We start from the raw sequence: 15,356 nt of genomic DNA, 5'->3' as shown, positions 1-15,356 counted from the left end.
CATCAAAAAAGACCTTAGCGAGGCTAAGGTCTTACTCCTTAAAACGTGTACCGGACTGCCATCTCTTTTCCGAACCGGTCACCGTGATCGATAAATCCGAGTCGTGCATACAGACGGTGTGCTGCTTGATTGTCCGGACGGTAACCGACGACGATGCACGTCGCTTCCGGAAGCTGTTGCATCTCTCCGAGCAACAACCGCATCGCTTCCCGGCCGACTCCTGCCCCTTGGTGGCGTTGGTCGACCATCAGTCGGTAAATCCAGTAGCCGTCCAGTTCTTCCCGTTCCGAATTGTACATCAAAAATCCGACCAACTCATCCGCTGCATAAATCGCCCGCATGACGAGCGTCGGCTCAAAACCAGCCTGCGCAATCGAGTAGACGTTCGGTTCTAAAAATCCCTGTTGTTCCGCCGTCAATTCAAGCGCACAGCAGGCTTCCCAGTTCTCGTTCGTGACTGGGCGCAATTCAATCTGCATATCCATTCCCCCGTTTTTTTAAGAAAAGCGGGTTACGCGTCGCGCCCCGTTTCCTGTTTTGTTTGCGTCATGTTCACCATGATCGCCCCCTTTCGTGATCTTTTACTTATTATCGGACGGTATCGAGAATATCTTGAATCAATCGCATCGTTTTGACGTTGTCCCGAAAATCGGAGTGGGATACGACATCGCCTTGAACCGCTGCTTGAAAATGTTTCATCTCGCCGACGAATCCGCGCAAATACAAATCTTTCATCCCACCGGACATCGTCGACATCGGGGACCGGTAATACATCTGCCGTTCTTCGAGCTCCTGCCAGGATGTCGGTGCTTGTTTTTCCTCGATGATCAAATGCTCCATTTCCTCGACTTGGCACACGGCCCGTTCAAAGCGCAGCGTCAGCTCCTCGACTTCTCTTGTATAGAGCGGAGAGTTAATCAATGTCACCTGTCCGACTGCGCCGCTTGTCATCCGAAGTGACAGCTGCAGGTGCAACTCACCGTCTGCTTCAAGCGACACACCGGTGATTTGCTCGACCTCGCCCGCCAAGAAGCGGATCAAATCGAGTTGATGAATCGCGGCGAGGGATAGAAAATCGGCTCGGTCGTGACAGAAGCCGGACGCATCACATGCAAACCGTAATTCGAACGAACGAAGATCACCGTATGTGTTTTGGACCAGCACTTGCTTCAGTTTCGTATAAACCGGTGCATACCGTTTCATGAAGCCGACGCTTGTCACCTGATCCGTGACGAGTTCAGCCAGCTCTTCCGCCTGTCCAACCGATAAGCCGAGCGGTTTTTCGACGTGGACGGCACAGCCTGTTGCCAGACACGACCGGACGACCTCGACTTGATCCGCCGGTTGAAGACAAATGAGGACTGCATCCATCTGTTCCTCTGCAAGCATCTGCGTGTAGTCTATATAGGCGCGGCCGGTACTGCCGATGTCACGTAACGCCCGTTCAGCACTTTCAAGACGGCGTGTCGTCACCGCAACAATCTCAAAATCGGCTTCCTTCATTGCCGGGAATAAGTTCGTCCGGGCATGGAACCCGGCACCGATCAACGCTACTCTCATCGGACTTCCTCCTTTGTTTCAAGTACGGTCACAAGCTGATCAAGTCGCTCAATCGTATAGGTCGGCGTCAGTTCTGCCGATGCCGCGATATGACCGGGATTAAACCAACATGTCGCAATTCCTGCCAAGATGCCGCCCTGAATATCTGCCGTCAACGAGTCGCCGATGATCAACGCCTGATTGCGCGTCGTGTCCGGCATCCGCTCAAACACGTAATCAAAAAAGGCTGGCATCGGTTTTTGATAACCGGTTTCTTCCGAGACAAAAATTCCGTCAAAATAAGGAGCCAAACCGGATCCTTTGAGCCGATCCCGTTGCGTCGCCGCAACACCGTTCGTCACGACATACAGCTGATACTTGCCTTTGAGTGATTCGAGCAACTCGATTGCCCCTGCAATCAGTTCCGTCCCTTGACTCAAGTACGCACGGTAGCGCGTATCCATTCGACTGCCGTCGACCGTACGGCCCTGCTCGGCAAAAAACGCCACAAAACGTGACGTGATCACTTCCTGCCGTGTTACCTCGCCCCGTTCAAGTGCCTGCCATAAGCAGCGGTTGATTGTCCGGTAACGGGCTTCCCGCTCTTCTGTCCACTCGAGCTGCTCGTCTTCAAACAATTGTCGTAAAGCAGAGCGTTCCGTCGCATCAAAATCAAGCAAGGTATGATCGATATCAAATAATAAAGTCGTGTAATTCATGTATTAGGCTCCTTTTCGTAACATCCGTCGTTCGGTTAACTTGCCGCCGAGTTGGAACAATAAAACACCGCCGCCGATCAAAACAACGCCGACAGCTTTCGTCCAGGTGAACGCTACTTGATCAAGACCGAACCAGCCGAGCGTATCCCACAGCAAGGCAAACAGGATTTGTGAAACCATGACGATTGAGATTGCATAACTCGGTCCAAGCTGCTGCACCCCTTGCGTTACGCACAAAACAACGCCGACTCCGATGATGCCGCTGAACCAAAACCACGGTTCCATCCCGCTCGTCGAAAAGAGACCGCCGCCTTCAACAAGCAGTCCGATCGTCAGCGAGGCCAGGAATCCGAGTCCGAGGACAAGCGTCGTCGTCGCCCATGCCCCGACCCGTTCCTTGACCTTGGCATTAAACGTATTCTGAATACAGACCATCATTCCGCCGAATAAAGCCAGAACTATTCCAAGTGTCATCTTGTTTCCTCCTCACTCATAAATACTTTCGCCGATCCGTTCTGTCAGACCCGCCCGGTCGATAATCGTAATCATCCGGTTCGTCCGCTCAATCAAGCCGTCCTGACTGAACTGCCGCAGGACACGGTTCAGGTGGCGATAACTCGTGCCGATTAAATCCGCCGCATCAACCAAATCACTGACTGGTAACGTCGGTGTTTCCGGTGTCATCGATAAGAGATAACTGGCAAGCCGGACCTCGACCGGATACAGCAGATTAAAGCTCATCGAGTGTGATTTCAGCTCAAACTTCATCGTAATCGTCTCAAGTAAAAACCGGAGCAGTGCCGGATTGTCAGCACCCTTTTGCTCGAGTGCCGCATAGGAGATGCTGACGGCTTTGACCGGCGTGACCGCTTCGACTGTGTTCATCAATGGGGTCCGGCGGACGTATTCGATATCGCCGACCAGATCAAACGGATGCTTAAACGATAAGACAAGCCGTTTTCCGGTCGCCGACATATGGGTAATCTTCAGTTTCCCCTCGAGTAACAAGTACATCCGATCCGCCGCGTCGCCTTGACGGCACAGCCAGTCGCCGGCCTGAAAGGCGACCGGTTGTAAATGATCACGCAAGCCGCCGGCAAAGACGTCCGTCAACTGAAACCGGTCCAAATATTCATCCAGTTGTGCTTGTTCCACGTTAGTGCCCCCTTACCATTTCAAGATCAGCACGCCGCCGATCATCATCAAAATGCCGATGACTTGCGGCAACTGCAACCGCCGTTTCATCATTCCGAACCAGCCGTTCCAATCGATCACCAGCGCCAGACCAAGCTGGGCAATCAGGAATAACGAAATCGTCAACGTCACACCCATCAAATGAACAGCTGTCATGTTACTGAATAAGACCGCTGCTGCAAGTGTCCCGCCGGATAAATACAGGACTTTCACGTCTTTCATCTGCCGGAACGTCCGGTCGCGTAAGATCAACGTAATCAGTAACGCGACGACAAAACCGGTCATCTGCGTCAGGGTCGCTGCTTGCCATGTGCCGATGCTGTTGCTGATTCGGGCATTGGCGACGCTTTGCAGGGTCAGAAAAAAACCGCCGCTGATTGCAAAAAGAATGCCACGCATCGTTGTCCCTCCTCTTCTTGATTTTCATACTTCCATTTAAACGAAGCCTCCCTGAATGATAAAGGACATTTGTCCTGAAAGGAAACTTATATCTTTTCCCATGAAAAAACCGCCTCGTCGTCAGACAGGCGGTACATGCTTAGATTTTCTTAACGAACTCCGACTTCAACTTCATCGCACCGAGTCCATCAATCTTGCAATCGATGTCATGATCCCCGTCGACGAGACGGATCCCTTTGACACGGGTCCCTTGTTTGACGACAAGCGACGTGCCCTTCACTTTTAAGTCTTTAATGACCGTAATTGTATCACCATCGTTCAATACATTCCCATTTGCATCCCGGATGACAGTGGATTCTTCTGCCGCTGCCGCGTCATCCGCCGTCCATTCATGGGCGCATTCCGGACACACGAATACATTCCCGTCTTCATATGTATACGCTGAACCGCAGTTCGGACAATTCGGGTATTCATTCATGCTGATTCCTCCAGTACTTGATCGATTCTTCCACTTGATTATAACAGCGATGTTTAAAAAGGAATCCATTTTTCAGCACAATAAAGGAGACAGATCGTAAAATCTGTCCCCTTCATTTGAGAACTGACAGTTCTGTCAGCCGCTTATTCTTATTCGTTTTCCAGCTTTTTAATCGCTTCATCGAGTTTTTCCTGATCCTCATCCGTCAGTTTCGGATACTGCGGATCGATTTCACGCAGAACATCATTCATGACCTCCGTCACGATGTAACGGGTAAACCATTCATCGTCTGCCGGTAAGACATGCCAAGGTGCGTGCTCCGTTGACGTATGCGTGACGAGCTCGGCAAAGATGTCCTGATATTCATCCCAATGCTCCCGTTCCTCGACATCACTGAACGAAAACTCAAAGTTTTTCTTCGGATCTTTAATCCGTTCGAGCAAGCGCTTTTTCTGCTCGTCTTTTGAGACATTAAACAAAAACTTGACGACGCGGAAGCCGTTTTCGACGAGATAACGTTCAAAATCATTGATTTGACGGTAACGCATCTTCCAGACATCCTGATCGTCCGGGACTTCCTCTTCTTCCAGTAAATCATGGATCCGCGGTGCGATGACTTCTTCATAATACGAGCGGTTCAGGATACCGACTTCCCCTTTTTCCGGCAAGCCTTCGTGAATCCGCCAGAGATAATCATGCTTTTTCTCCGTATCTGACGGTTTTTTGACGGACAGTGTCCGCAGGCCTTGGGCGTTGAGATTCGAGAAGATATAGCTGATGGCTTCATCTTTTCCGCCGGCATCAATCGCTTGCAGGATGACAAGAACGCCGTTTTTCTCTTCGGCATGCAGACGCCAGTGGAGTTCCTTTAGTTCCTCGACACTTTTCGGGATGTGCTGATCCAGTAACTCATCCTCTGCAATCCGGTTTTCATCTGACGTCGGGTAATCCGACAAATGAATCGATTCGCCCGGTGTTACACGGTATTTTTTTATGTCCATAGTAATCCCCCTCGTTTTAAGTACTTAAGGAATATTTACCCAAAGTACCTCAAGAAGAAACGTTCAGATGAACTTATCTTTGGACAAGTTGCCGCAAGCCGTCTTCGAGTGAAACCGGTGGCCGGCCCAGGATATGTTCAAAATCCTGACTCTCAACTGCCAGCGTTCCGGTCGCAATACCTTCTTGAATCGCCTGTAACATCGGCAGTAAAAACTCTGGAACTCCCGCTTGCTGCATGATTGCCGTATAGGTCACGCTGTCGACTTGCTTCACCTGCACCGGACGACCGAGGACCTGTCCGAGTGCTTCTGCAATCTCTTGTTGCGTGTGCAGAGGACCTGACAGTTCGTAAATGGATTGTTCCGGTTTCGGATCGACCAGCACTGTCGCGATTGCTTCCGCATAGTCTTCCTGCAATGCCCAGCCGACTTTGCCGTCCCCGGCACTCGTCAACCAATCCTGACCGGCACGAACGGCATCAATCGTCGACTGTTCGTTTTCCAGATACCAGTTATTCCGGAAGAACAAAAACGGAATCCCTGTTTCGCGAATTAACTGTTCCGTCACTTGATGCGTCCGGGCCAGGAAATTTTGACTGGCTTCCGCGTTGGCGATACTCGTATAGGCAATCAAGCCGACTCCGGCTGCTTCAGCTGCCCGGACGGCTGCCGTATGTTGACGGATCCGCGTCGTTTCTTCGCCGTCGGTCGAGATGAGCAAGATCCGGTCGACACCCGCAAAAGTTTCTTGCAGCGTATCCGGTTTATCAAAATCACCATGACGCACTTCAACACCGCGCGATGCTAAATCCGATGCTTTTTTCGGATCGCGGACGCTGATTATTACATTCTCCGCTTCGATTTTCGTTAAGATGTGCTCGACAATTTTAGTTCCCAATTTTCCGGTTGCACCGGTCACAAGTAATTTCATGGACGTAAGCTCCTTTTTTAATAAGTTTCTACCTGTATCCAATTGTATTACAGGTGGTACACTGTGAGGAGTAGGCACTTTTTCGATACCAGGTCATACAAACCGAACTATAGGAGGAATTTCCGATGAATCCAGCTTCGACAACTGATTCCCCTCTTTCACAACGGACGGCGTGCCCCGTTACCCGAGCCCAGACCATCATGGCCGGCAAGTGGAAAATCGTCCTGCTTTGGCATCTCAGTACCGGAACAAAACGGTTTCACGAACTGGAACACCTGTTGCCGGGGATTTCAAAAGGGATTTTGACGCGCCAATTGCGGGAGCTTGAAGCCAACTCCATGATCGACCGAAAAGTATATCGGGAAGTCCCGCAGAAAGTCGAATACTCGTTAACGGATATCGGACACAGTTTTCTGCCGATCCTCGATCAAATGGCGGCTTGGAGCAACCGCCATTTTCCACCCGAATTCGAATCGTGATACTAAAAAGGGCGACTTCCGTTGTTGGAAATCACCCTTTTTCACGGCTTATTGTTCTGTTACGACCGTTTTGAAGTGCGCATCCATTGCCGCTGCAACACGCAGACCGGAAATGACAGCACTCTCGACCCGTGTCCGTCCGGACGTATCTTTCGGATCGAGAAAGGCATCTCCCGCAAGCCAGAGCGGATGTTGATCGAGCTTCAGATAAGGCGTACGGAAGACGTCGCGCGCCTGCGCATACCGCCAACGTTTGAGTTGGCGGGAGATAATCGTGACCGGTCCGAGCTGCTCCTGCAACAACCGTTCGATTTCCGCAAGCGTCGCGTCTTCCCCTTTGTCATACCACGATTCACTCCAGTCCCCAGCCATATAGACACTCAGAAGCGGGGTCGCCGACACTTCTTTTTGCGCATTGTTGACGATTTTCAACATCCCGGTTGCGAGACCTTCGTCAAGTAGACCGACCTCACCAATTTCGAGTGTTTCCTGAATCTCGAACAACCCGACGAACGTCGGCTCAAACGTCACTTTCCCGAGACGGGCGTGATCGGATTCAACTAACGTCAACGGAGATGCTTCCAGTAAGTCATAGGCTTGTGGCACCGGTGCCGTCAGCAGGATGGCATCATACGTCCGTGTTTCTTCAGAGGCGATGGTTTGAAGTACGGGTGCATCCGACACAATCCGTTCGACCTGTTCATTTAGATGCACCGGAATTCCACGGGCAATCGATTGGACGAGCTGATTCATCCCGTTGACCGCAATATAGCGGGGAAAGTCATCCCCGAACCATTTTCGGATTAGTCCCTGTTCCAGCCATTCGTCGACTTCCTGCGCCAACTCGTCCGTCCGGACCGTAAAGAAGACAGCCCCATGATCCGCTGTTCCCTGGTCGATCCGTCTCGTCGCCATCCGTCCCCCGACACTTTGGCTTTTTTCGATGACCTCGACCGCATAACCTTCCGTCACCAATTGACGTGCCGCAAAAATTCCGGCGAGCCCACCACCAATAATCCCAATCCGTTTTTGTTGTTCCATCCAATTTCCCCCTCTACTTGCTTCATTTCCACAAGTATAGCGGTTCGCTTATCAAACCACGCCTTTTAACGTTCTTCGAATATGCTCGTCCGTTCCAGTTCCACCAACAAACGGGCATGGTTGTGATTGAAAAACTGTTGGTGATGCTCCAGTCCGCGCTGGACACACCAACCGATTCCCGTCAGCGCTTCAAACAGACGATAATACGGCAAGTAGACTTCAATCGGCTCCGGTGTCCTGACTTGTCCGTACCCTTGTTGATAGGCGTCAAGTAACCCGGATTCGCTCTGGAACACGTCGCGGTCAAGTTTCGTAAAATCAATTTCCGTCGCCCCGAAACGTGAGGTCTCAAAGTCAATCAGTCCGGTCAGTCTTCCATCGTCCGCGAGCAGGTTGCCGAGCCGGAAATCGAGGTGGACCGCGACAGGTCGAGAGGGCTCCGGTAACTCACGTTCACGCCGCTTCAATTCCGTAAAGGCAGCTTGATACAACACGGGTGACAAGGCTTTACGAATCGCCGGCTCGAATGAGGTCATCTTCGCATTTCGGAAGACACGCCAGTCCTGTGAGCTAAAGGCAGTGAAGCCGTTCTCCTCAAAATCGCCGTACGCGTCGCGTGTACAGTTGTGGAGTCTTGCATGCAATTGTCCGATTTGCGAGGCGAGCGCCGATGTGACCGTCTCAATCGTCGAACCGGTAAGTGCTTCGAGCACAAATGCACCCGTCGTCTGTTTGGTTGGTCGCGCCTCCATAAGAATCTTCGGCACGGCGACACGATCGGCTAAATACGTCAACCATCCGTGTTCCCGATACCACTTGTCAGCGGTATAAGGCCGTTTCAAAAAGACGGTCCGACCGTCGCTCAGTACTAACCGGTCGACATCTGAACTGTATGAATCGGTGACGGAAAAGATATCCGCGACGTCGAGATCAAACGATTGAATCCACTCTTCCCGCGTCATGAGGATTCCCCCAATCGTTTTTCGAGAATTTCACCAGGCAGCCCGTCAATCGGTCCAACATACGTCGAGTGAAATCCAAGATTCGTCAAAATCTTTCGCGACGCGAGATGATTCGGATCAATCGTTGCCGTGATGACGGTCAATTCGTGTTCCGTTGCCAGTTCGAGCAACCGTGTGGCGAGCAATGATCCGTAACCGTGACCCCACTGTTCCGGCAATAACATGTAGCCGAGTTCCGCTTCAAACGGTTGCCGTGTATCCCGCGTGACATGACCGATGCCAATCCATGTTCCGTCCTGATAGACGAGGTATGATCCGAGACGGTCATGCCGCTGTTGCTCGATGATCGACGCGAACCGTCGTTTGGCTTCTGTTTCGATTAAGGGATGTTCTGTGATATAGCGCATGACCCGCTCATCGGTGACGAGTGTCGCGTAGGCGGGATAATCCGTTTCTTCCATTTTTCGTAGTTCAATCATGAGGTCGCTCCTTTTACGTTCTATAGTGATCGTGGATAGGTTCAAACAACTTCTCCGTCGAGGGACGGACAACCGCAAAATGTTCGACATTGTAGTGTCCGTGCAAGACTTGATTGTGATGGGCAATCATCTGCTCTGCCGATAAGACATCGGAACCGTTCGTCGTATGTCCGTCAGCAACGAGTGTCACATCAAATCCGTTGACGGTTGCACTGCGGACAGCCGTATCGATACAGTGCTCCGTCTTACAGCCGAGGATGACGACATGTCCGACCTGTTGCTCTTTCAAATGACTGAGCAATGGCGTGCCATGAAACGAATTGGTTGCGGCTTTGTCGAACGTGACCGCCTGATCCGGAATCTGAATCGAGGAGTGCACCGCAAAGCCGGCTCCTTGTCCATTCGCGACATCAAGATCCCGGATGAAGACAATCGTATGATCATGATCGCGCGCTTCTTGCACCACTTGATTGATGACTCCGATGACAGATTCCTTCGCATAAACACCGGACTCTTCGGGTGTCCCTTCGACAAGATCCTGTTGAAAATCGATGACGAGTACCGCTTGTCGAATCTGAATGTACCTCCTTTTGGTTTCTTTACTTTCTTCTTTCCCTTCCCTACTGGAAAATCCTGTTTTTCATAAGAAATTTCAAGTCTTTACGAAACTTTTGATCGGCTTGATGCGTTGAATAAGACGACGGAAAGGATGTTATGTATGGAATTGTTGCCGCTCTTTTTTGTAACCTTCACCATCGTCTTGGCTGTAAATCTATTTCTCGACAAGATGATCATGAACCGTGAGATGACACGACATGTCTTTTTTAATAATCTCTTTATCTGCTTCTTGATTTCACTGGTCCTGATAAATATTTTTTATTTGCAATCTTTGATGAGCTGAAAAACAAGACCGTCCACTTGATTCAAGTGAACGGTCTTGTTTCATTCAATAGACTTCGTAGTTTTGCCCGGTCTGTGACCCTTCGATGCTTTTCTCAAATGCTGTCGCGACACGCGATGCCGGAACCGCTTCGAAACCACGGAAAAATGGTCCATACTTCTCGAGTGACTCAATCAACACGTTTGGACTGACACTGTTGATTCGAATCCTCCGTGGCATCTCAATCGCCGCGGCATGAACAAACGCTTTGACCCCGCCGTTCGCAAGAGCAGCGGACGCGCCTTGCCGAATCGGATCGTCCATCATGATACCGGTTGTCAACGTGAAACTGCCTCTGTCGCGGACTGCGTCCAGTCCAAGCAACACCAGATTAACCTGCCCTTTCAGTTTGCTGTCGATTCCAATCTGGTTTAATGCAGGTGTCAAATCCGTCAACGGTCCGAAATGCGCTCCGCCGGTTGCACTGATGACGGCATCAATCGGACCGACCGTTTCATACATTGAACGAATACTGTCTTCCGACGTGATATCGACTTGGACATCCACACCTGTCCGTCCGGCCCGGATGATTTCATGCCGCTCCCCTAATTGCGAGACGACGGCTTGCCCGATTGTTCCACTCGCTCCGACTACTAAAATTCTCATTTCTTTATCCCCTTCTGATCTAAACTATGTGTTCAGCCTACCGTAAATCAGCAGTTTTTTTCAAGAATGAGTACGATATGTGCGATAGAACTGAGCAAGCCGGAAGCCGACATAATCGGAATTCCATAACACGGGATAGACTGTCCGCTGATGCAGGTCCCAATAGCTGATGATGCGTCGTTCAATTCGTTGCAGATAACGATCGTTTGCTGCGGCAAAAGTTCTCAGCTGTTCTTCGGACCAGGTCTGTAGCATCGGTTCGATCCGTTCGAGAATCTCACGGACGTATTCGCCTGTCAGTTCAATTAAATAAAGCAGTACCCAATCGGTTTTTGCCTGTTCCTGTTTTAGTCGTTGAACATATTTTTCCCGGATGAACCCATCGTGATGACGGGTGTACATGCAGTACAGCAACCAGCGTTGGGTTTCGGACAGTCTTTGGATTTTCTTTTCTGTTACTTCATCTAAATAGAGACGGGACGGGAGAGTTAATGGTTCCCCGTAAAACGTGACGTCAATCGTCCCCCAAGTTACCGGTTTGAAAAACCGGCGCGGTAAAAGACGGATGACCGCCTGAACGTCTTTCGTACAGGCTTTTGGAAAGGCTTGAATCCAGATTGATTTCTTATGATGTAGACAGAGGTTAAACACGATTCATCTTCCCCTTAGCTCAACTTTAATATCGGATGTAAAGAAATACCCTCTCAGATTCGAACATCTGAAAGGGTATCAACTGTTTTATTTATTCAACCGTTACTGACTTTGCCAAGTTACGTGGCTTGTCGACGTCGCAATCACGGCCAAGTGCCGCATAGTACGAGATCAACTGAAGCGGTAAGACAGACAAGAGTGGTGACAGGAGCGGCTCGACTGCCGGGATGACGAATGCATCCGTCGGCAATTCGAGACCTTCTGCTGCGATGACACACGCGTTCGCGCCACGTGCGACGACTTCCTTGACGTTGCCTCGGTTGTTGAGGTGAACGTGTGGTTGTGTCACGAGGGCGATGACCGGTGTATTGTCTTCGATCAAAGCGATTGGACCGTGTTTCAATTCGCCGCCGGCATAACCTTCTGCTTGGATGTACGAAATTTCTTTGAGCTTGAGAGCCCCTTCCATTCCGACATACGCATCTTGACCACGACCGATGAAGAACGCATTGCGTGATTCAGACAAGTATTCTGAAGCGATTTCCTGGAACCGTTCTTTTTGTGACATGACGGACTCCATTGCGCTTGAGATTTTTCCGAGTTCTTTCATGAGATCGAAGTTAACTTCGACACCTTTTGCTTGAGCAAGGTCAAACGCAAGGACTGCGAGAACAGCGATTTGTGCTGTATACGCTTTTGTTGACGCTACGGCGATTTCAGGACCTGCATGCAACAAGAGTGTTGCGTTCGCTTCACGTGACAGAGTAGATCCTGCAACGTTCGTGATTGTCAGTGCCGGGTGACCGAGTTTTTTCGCTTCGACGAGAACCGCACGGCTGTCCGCTGTTTCACCTGATTGTGAAAGGAAGAGGAAGAGTGGTTTCTCAGTCAAAAGCGGCATGTTGTAGCCGAATTCAGACGAGATGTGCACTTCTGTCGGGATACCCGCGATTTGTTCGATCAATTGTTTTCCGATCAATCCTGCATGGTAGCTTGTTCCGCAACCGATGATGTAGACACGGTCACGTCCGAGGACTAAATCACGGACCGATTGATCGAGTGTGATTTCGCCTGACTCGTTTTGGTATTTCTGAACGATGTTCCGGATGACTGCCGGCTGCTCGTCCATTTCTTTGAGCATATAGTGCGCGTACGTGCCTTTTTCGATGTCTGATGCATCGATTTCTGCTGTATACGCCTCACGCTCTTTGACGTTTCCGTCTAAGTCCTGGATTGTGACACTGTCACGCGTCAAGATGATCATTTCGCCGTCATGCAACTCAACGAACTGATCCGTTACTTGAAGCATTGCCATTGCGTCAGATGCGACAACGTTGAACGTACCGTCACCGAGACCAACGAGAAGCGGTGATTTGTTTTTAGCGACATATAAGACGTCCGGGTTTTCAGCATCGATCAACGCAAGTGCGTATGAACCGTGAAGCACACGAAGTGTTTGACGGAATGCTTCGACGACGTCATTTGTCTCAGCAAAGTTCTTTTCAATCATCTGAACGATGACTTCTGTATCTGTGTCGCTGAGTAAATCAACATTGAGTTCTGCTTTTAACTGCTCATCGTTTTCGATGACACCGTTATGCACGAGTGTGAAACGTGATGAAGCACTTTGGTGCGGGTGGGCATTCGGTACACTCGGGACACCGTGTGTCGCCCAACGTGTGTGACCGATTCCGACAAGACCGTCTGCTTCTGCAGGAACGACTTCTCGTAGCGCAGCAATCCGGCCGACTTCTTTATGGACTTGAACGCCGTCGTTGACGAACGCAAGACCAGCCGAATCATAACCGCGGTACTCGAGCTTTTCGAGTCCCTTTAATAAAATTTCCTTTGTGTTAACCTGTCCAATCATACCTACGATACCGCACATAATACATTCTCTCCCATTTACAAGTATTTCCCTGAAGAGGAAACGGCTCTTGTCGAGAGTTGTCATCACGCATCTGCCTGTCCGTCTAATCACTTAAACGATTTCAGATGAGTTTACGGTACTGACATGGTACCGGGAGGCATCCGCCGAATGATTCGATAAACCCCCACCTCGTCAGCTGCCTATCACATAGTCAGCCCTGGCGCTTTCATTTCTGTCCGACCCCGTTTCTGTCCGACTTTACAATCATACGAACTTTATTTAGAAAAAGCAAGAAAGGTAACGTATTTGTAACTATTCCCGATATTTTTCTAAACGATACCTCTAATACCTAGATTTTGTAAAAAACTCTTTTTTTATTTTTTGCTTTACTTTTTGATCTTTTGTCTTTTGTCTTTTGTCTTTTGTCTTTTGTCTTTTGTCTTTTGTCTTTTGTCTGTTTGATGATGCTGTGTTATCACACGACAATAGAAATGCATTTTTCATGCGACTTCTACAGGAAGAGGAAGCTCTGCTTCCGTCAGGAGAAGGCAAGACCCGGTTGTCAAAGACGACAGCTAGCTTGCGTTCCGCCTGAGAAAAGCACGTGAAAACAGCACTTCGTCACCTTCTCCCTGAAAATCGTACCAATAAAAAAAGGAGCAGATTTTCATCTGCTCCTTCCGTTCACTCAGTTTTCCTGTAACGCGTAGTTTTCACGGACAACGTTCGCAATCCGCTCTACATACATATCACATGCTTCTTGCGTCGGCGCTTCCGCCATGACACGGACAAGTGGTTCTGTCCCTGACGCGCGGACGAGGATCCGACCGTTGCCGGCCATTTCCGCTTCCACTTCGGCAATGATTGCTTGAACAGCCGGACCGTTCATCGCACCGTTTTTATCCGACACGCGGATGTTGACGAGACGTTGCGGGAAGACCGGCATTTCGGCTGCAAGTTCCGACAACTTTTTGCCTGTCGCCTTCATGATTTGCAGAAGTTGAACGCCTGAAAGCATTCCGTCTCCTGTTGTGGAATAATCCATGAAGATGATGTGGCCCGACTGCTCGCCGCCGAGTGTGTAGTTGTTTTTACGCATTTCTTCGACGACATAGCGATCACCGACTGCTGTCTGTAATGCTGTCATGCCGTGTTCTGCGACCGTCTTATGGAAGCCGAGGTTACTCATGACTGTTGCAACGATTGTATTGTCTTTCAAGCGGCCGATTTCATTGAGGTATTTTCCGCAGATGAACATGATTTTATCGCCGTCGACGATTTCGCCGTTCTCATCGATTGCAATCAAGCGGTCGCCGTCACCGTCAAATGACAGACCGACATGTGCGCCCTTTTCAAGGACGAATGCCGCGAGGTGTTCCGGGTGTGTTGATCCGACACCTTCGTTGATGTTCAAACCGTTTGGTGTCGTTCCGATTGTCGAGACTTCCGCTTCCAGGTCACCGAACAGTCGTGGTGCGAGGCTTGAGGTTGCACCGTGTGCACCGTCGATGGCGACATGGATGCCTGAGAAATCTTCATCTGATGTCTGGCGTAACATGTGAAGGTACTTTTGTGCACCTTCATAGTAATCGTGGACGAATCCGAGTTCTTTGCCGGACGGACGCGGCAACGTATCTTCCGCTTCGTCCAGTAACCCTTCGATTTCAAGTTCTGTCGCATCATCGAGCTTAAAGCCGTCTGAACCGAAGAACTTGATTCCGTTGTCTTCGACCGGGTTGTGTGACGCGGAAATCATGACGCCCGCTGTCGCATCCATTGTTTTCGTCAAGTACGCGACACCCGGTGTCGAGATGACACCAAGACGCATGACTTCCGCTCCGATTGACAGGAGTCCGGCAATCAAGGCATTCTCAAGCATTTGTCCGGAGACACGTGTATCACGGCCGATTAATACTTTCGGACGTGTACTTTCGTGTTTCGTTAAGACATAACCGCCTGTACGGCCAAGACGATATGCCAATTCAGGTGTCAATTCTACGTTTGCGACGCCGCGGACGCCGTCAGTTCCAAAATACTTACCCATGTTTTATTTCCTCATTTCAAAAA

At 50.1% G+C, this 15,356-nt stretch carries 18 protein-coding genes; 1 reads left to right on the top strand and 17 read right to left on the bottom strand.

All coding sequences use genetic code 11. From position 1 onward, the window contains the following. Nucleotides 1-38: 38 nt before the first annotated feature. The 9 genes from ACP26N_RS01040 to ACP26N_RS01000 all read right to left on the bottom strand — a co-directional run bounded on the left by ACP26N_RS01040 (nucleotide 39) and on the right by ACP26N_RS01000 (nucleotide 6,261). Nucleotides 39-479, bottom strand: coding sequence for a GNAT family N-acetyltransferase (locus tag ACP26N_RS01040; RefSeq protein WP_131503204.1), 441 nt, complete (start codon nucleotides 477-479; stop codon nucleotides 39-41). Nucleotides 480-588: 109 nt separating this feature from the next. Further along, on the bottom strand, nucleotides 589-1,560 hold the full coding sequence (locus ACP26N_RS01035; RefSeq protein WP_426354465.1) for a Gfo/Idh/MocA family protein: 972 nt from the start codon (nucleotides 1,558-1,560) through the stop codon (nucleotides 589-591). Continuing rightward, complete coding sequence (locus ACP26N_RS01030; RefSeq protein ID WP_426354463.1) at nucleotides 1,557-2,258, bottom strand: YjjG family noncanonical pyrimidine nucleotidase; 702 nt, start codon at nucleotides 2,256-2,258, stop codon at nucleotides 1,557-1,559. Before ACP26N_RS01030 ends, ACP26N_RS01035 begins: the two co-directional genes overlap by 4 nt. 3 nt (nucleotides 2,259-2,261) lie before the next feature. Beyond that, complete coding sequence (locus tag ACP26N_RS01025; protein WP_131503202.1) at nucleotides 2,262-2,732, bottom strand: DMT family transporter; 471 nt, start codon at nucleotides 2,730-2,732, stop codon at nucleotides 2,262-2,264. 12 nt (nucleotides 2,733-2,744) lie between these two features. Beyond that, on the bottom strand, nucleotides 2,745-3,413 hold the full coding sequence (locus tag ACP26N_RS01020; RefSeq protein ID WP_188004993.1) for a Crp/Fnr family transcriptional regulator: 669 nt from the start codon (nucleotides 3,411-3,413) through the stop codon (nucleotides 2,745-2,747). Nucleotides 3,414-3,425: 12 nt separating this feature from the next. After that, nucleotides 3,426-3,851, bottom strand: coding sequence for a DMT family transporter (locus ACP26N_RS01015; RefSeq protein WP_131973444.1), 426 nt, complete (start codon nucleotides 3,849-3,851; stop codon nucleotides 3,426-3,428). A gap of 139 nt (nucleotides 3,852-3,990) precedes the next feature. After that, a complete protein-coding gene (locus ACP26N_RS01010) occupies nucleotides 3,991-4,329 on the bottom strand; it encodes a zinc ribbon domain-containing protein YjdM (RefSeq protein ID WP_131973445.1) in 339 nt (112 codons plus the stop codon). A 149-nt stretch (nucleotides 4,330-4,478) separates the two neighbouring features. Further along, nucleotides 4,479-5,330: a PPK2 family polyphosphate kinase gene (locus ACP26N_RS01005; protein ID WP_131503198.1), complete on the bottom strand. Its 852-nt coding sequence runs from the start codon at nucleotides 5,328-5,330 to the stop codon at nucleotides 4,479-4,481. Between the two features lie 73 nt (nucleotides 5,331-5,403). After that, nucleotides 5,404-6,261, bottom strand: a complete 858-nt coding sequence (locus tag ACP26N_RS01000; RefSeq protein ID WP_426354461.1) for an SDR family oxidoreductase — start codon at nucleotides 6,259-6,261, stop codon at nucleotides 5,404-5,406. Nucleotides 6,262-6,386: 125 nt separating this feature from the next. On the opposite strand from ACP26N_RS01000, the gene ACP26N_RS00995 reads away from it, so the two are divergent. After that, nucleotides 6,387-6,740, top strand: a complete 354-nt coding sequence (locus ACP26N_RS00995) for a winged helix-turn-helix transcriptional regulator (protein WP_426354459.1) — start codon at nucleotides 6,387-6,389, stop codon at nucleotides 6,738-6,740. A 48-nt stretch (nucleotides 6,741-6,788) separates the two neighbouring features. Here the strand turns inward: ACP26N_RS00995 and ACP26N_RS00990 are convergent, their stop codons facing one another. From ACP26N_RS00990 to glmM, 8 genes are all read right to left on the bottom strand, one after another. Then, nucleotides 6,789-7,781, bottom strand: coding sequence for an NAD(P)/FAD-dependent oxidoreductase (locus tag ACP26N_RS00990; RefSeq protein WP_426354457.1), 993 nt, complete (start codon nucleotides 7,779-7,781; stop codon nucleotides 6,789-6,791). A 65-nt stretch (nucleotides 7,782-7,846) separates the two neighbouring features. After that, complete coding sequence (locus ACP26N_RS00985) at nucleotides 7,847-8,743, bottom strand: phosphotransferase enzyme family protein (RefSeq protein WP_426354456.1); 897 nt, start codon at nucleotides 8,741-8,743, stop codon at nucleotides 7,847-7,849. Beyond that, nucleotides 8,740-9,222 (bottom strand): GNAT family N-acetyltransferase, encoded by a 483-nt coding sequence (locus tag ACP26N_RS00980; RefSeq protein WP_426354455.1) that lies wholly within the window; start codon nucleotides 9,220-9,222, stop codon nucleotides 8,740-8,742. Before ACP26N_RS00980 ends, ACP26N_RS00985 begins: the two co-directional genes overlap by 4 nt. A 13-nt stretch (nucleotides 9,223-9,235) precedes the next feature. Beyond that, nucleotides 9,236-9,796 carry an isochorismatase family protein gene (locus tag ACP26N_RS00975; RefSeq protein WP_426355376.1) on the bottom strand — a complete coding sequence of 187 codons (561 nt, stop codon included), beginning with the start codon at nucleotides 9,794-9,796 and terminating at the stop codon, nucleotides 9,236-9,238. A 372-nt stretch (nucleotides 9,797-10,168) separates the two neighbouring features. Beyond that, nucleotides 10,169-10,768, bottom strand: coding sequence for a short chain dehydrogenase (locus tag ACP26N_RS00970; protein ID WP_426354453.1), 600 nt, complete (start codon nucleotides 10,766-10,768; stop codon nucleotides 10,169-10,171). Nucleotides 10,769-10,828: 60 nt separating this feature from the next. After that, the gene (locus ACP26N_RS00965; RefSeq protein WP_426354451.1) at nucleotides 10,829-11,419 is read right to left on the bottom strand and encodes a hypothetical protein; all 591 of its coding nucleotides are present in this window, start codon (nucleotides 11,417-11,419) and stop codon (nucleotides 10,829-10,831) included. A gap of 91 nt (nucleotides 11,420-11,510) precedes the next feature. Then, on the bottom strand, nucleotides 11,511-13,307 hold the full coding sequence (glmS, locus tag ACP26N_RS00960; protein WP_426354449.1) for a glutamine--fructose-6-phosphate transaminase (isomerizing): 1,797 nt from the start codon (nucleotides 13,305-13,307) through the stop codon (nucleotides 11,511-11,513). A 670-nt stretch (nucleotides 13,308-13,977) separates the two neighbouring features. Continuing rightward, nucleotides 13,978-15,333, bottom strand: a complete 1,356-nt coding sequence (glmM, locus tag ACP26N_RS00955) for a phosphoglucosamine mutase (RefSeq protein WP_131503192.1) — start codon at nucleotides 15,331-15,333, stop codon at nucleotides 13,978-13,980. Nucleotides 15,334-15,356: the final 23 nt, after the last annotated feature.

Origin of the sequence: Exiguobacterium sp. R-39, assembly GCF_049942815.1 — a bacterium.
Classification (GTDB): Bacteria; Bacillota; Bacilli; order Exiguobacteriales; family Exiguobacteriaceae; genus Exiguobacterium_A.
The sequence above is the reverse complement of the archived record's forward strand: the minus strand, read 5'-3'. Positions and strand labels throughout refer to the sequence as shown.

Bases quoted from the DNA above. Each gene is read 5' to 3' on its own strand.
- ACP26N_RS01040 (WP_131503204.1), bottom strand. From the start codon at position 479: ATGCAGATTGAATTGCGCCCAGTCACGAACGAGAACTGGGAAGCCTGC.
- ACP26N_RS01035 (WP_426354465.1), bottom strand. From the start codon at position 1,560: ATGAGAGTAGCGTTGATCGGTGCCGGGTTCCATGCCCGGACGAACTTA.
- ACP26N_RS01030 (WP_426354463.1), bottom strand. From the start codon at position 2,258: ATGAATTACACGACTTTATTATTTGATATCGATCATACCTTGCTTGAT.
- ACP26N_RS01025 (WP_131503202.1), bottom strand. From the start codon at position 2,732: ATGACACTTGGAATAGTTCTGGCTTTATTCGGCGGAATGATGGTCTGT.
- ACP26N_RS01015 (WP_131973444.1), bottom strand. From the start codon at position 3,851: ATGCGTGGCATTCTTTTTGCAATCAGCGGCGGTTTTTTTCTGACCCTG.
- ACP26N_RS01010 (WP_131973445.1), bottom strand. From the start codon at position 4,329: ATGAATGAATACCCGAATTGTCCGAACTGCGGTTCAGCGTATACATAT.
- ACP26N_RS01005 (WP_131503198.1), bottom strand. From the start codon at position 5,330: ATGGACATAAAAAAATACCGTGTAACACCGGGCGAATCGATTCATTTG.
- ACP26N_RS01000 (WP_426354461.1), bottom strand. From the start codon at position 6,261: ATGAAATTACTTGTGACCGGTGCAACCGGAAAATTGGGAACTAAAATT.
- ACP26N_RS00995 (WP_426354459.1), top strand. From the start codon at position 6,387: ATGAATCCAGCTTCGACAACTGATTCCCCTCTTTCACAACGGACGGCG.
- ACP26N_RS00990 (WP_426354457.1), bottom strand. From the start codon at position 7,781: ATGGAACAACAAAAACGGATTGGGATTATTGGTGGTGGGCTCGCCGGA.
- ACP26N_RS00985 (WP_426354456.1), bottom strand. From the start codon at position 8,743: ATGACGCGGGAAGAGTGGATTCAATCGTTTGATCTCGACGTCGCGGAT.
- ACP26N_RS00980 (WP_426354455.1), bottom strand. From the start codon at position 9,222: ATGATTGAACTACGAAAAATGGAAGAAACGGATTATCCCGCCTACGCG.
- ACP26N_RS00970 (WP_426354453.1), bottom strand. From the start codon at position 10,768: ATGAGAATTTTAGTAGTCGGAGCGAGTGGAACAATCGGGCAAGCCGTC.
- glmS (WP_426354449.1), bottom strand. From the start codon at position 13,307: ATGTGCGGTATCGTAGGTATGATTGGACAGGTTAACACAAAGGAAATT.
- glmM (WP_131503192.1), bottom strand. From the start codon at position 15,333: ATGGGTAAGTATTTTGGAACTGACGGCGTCCGCGGCGTCGCAAACGTA.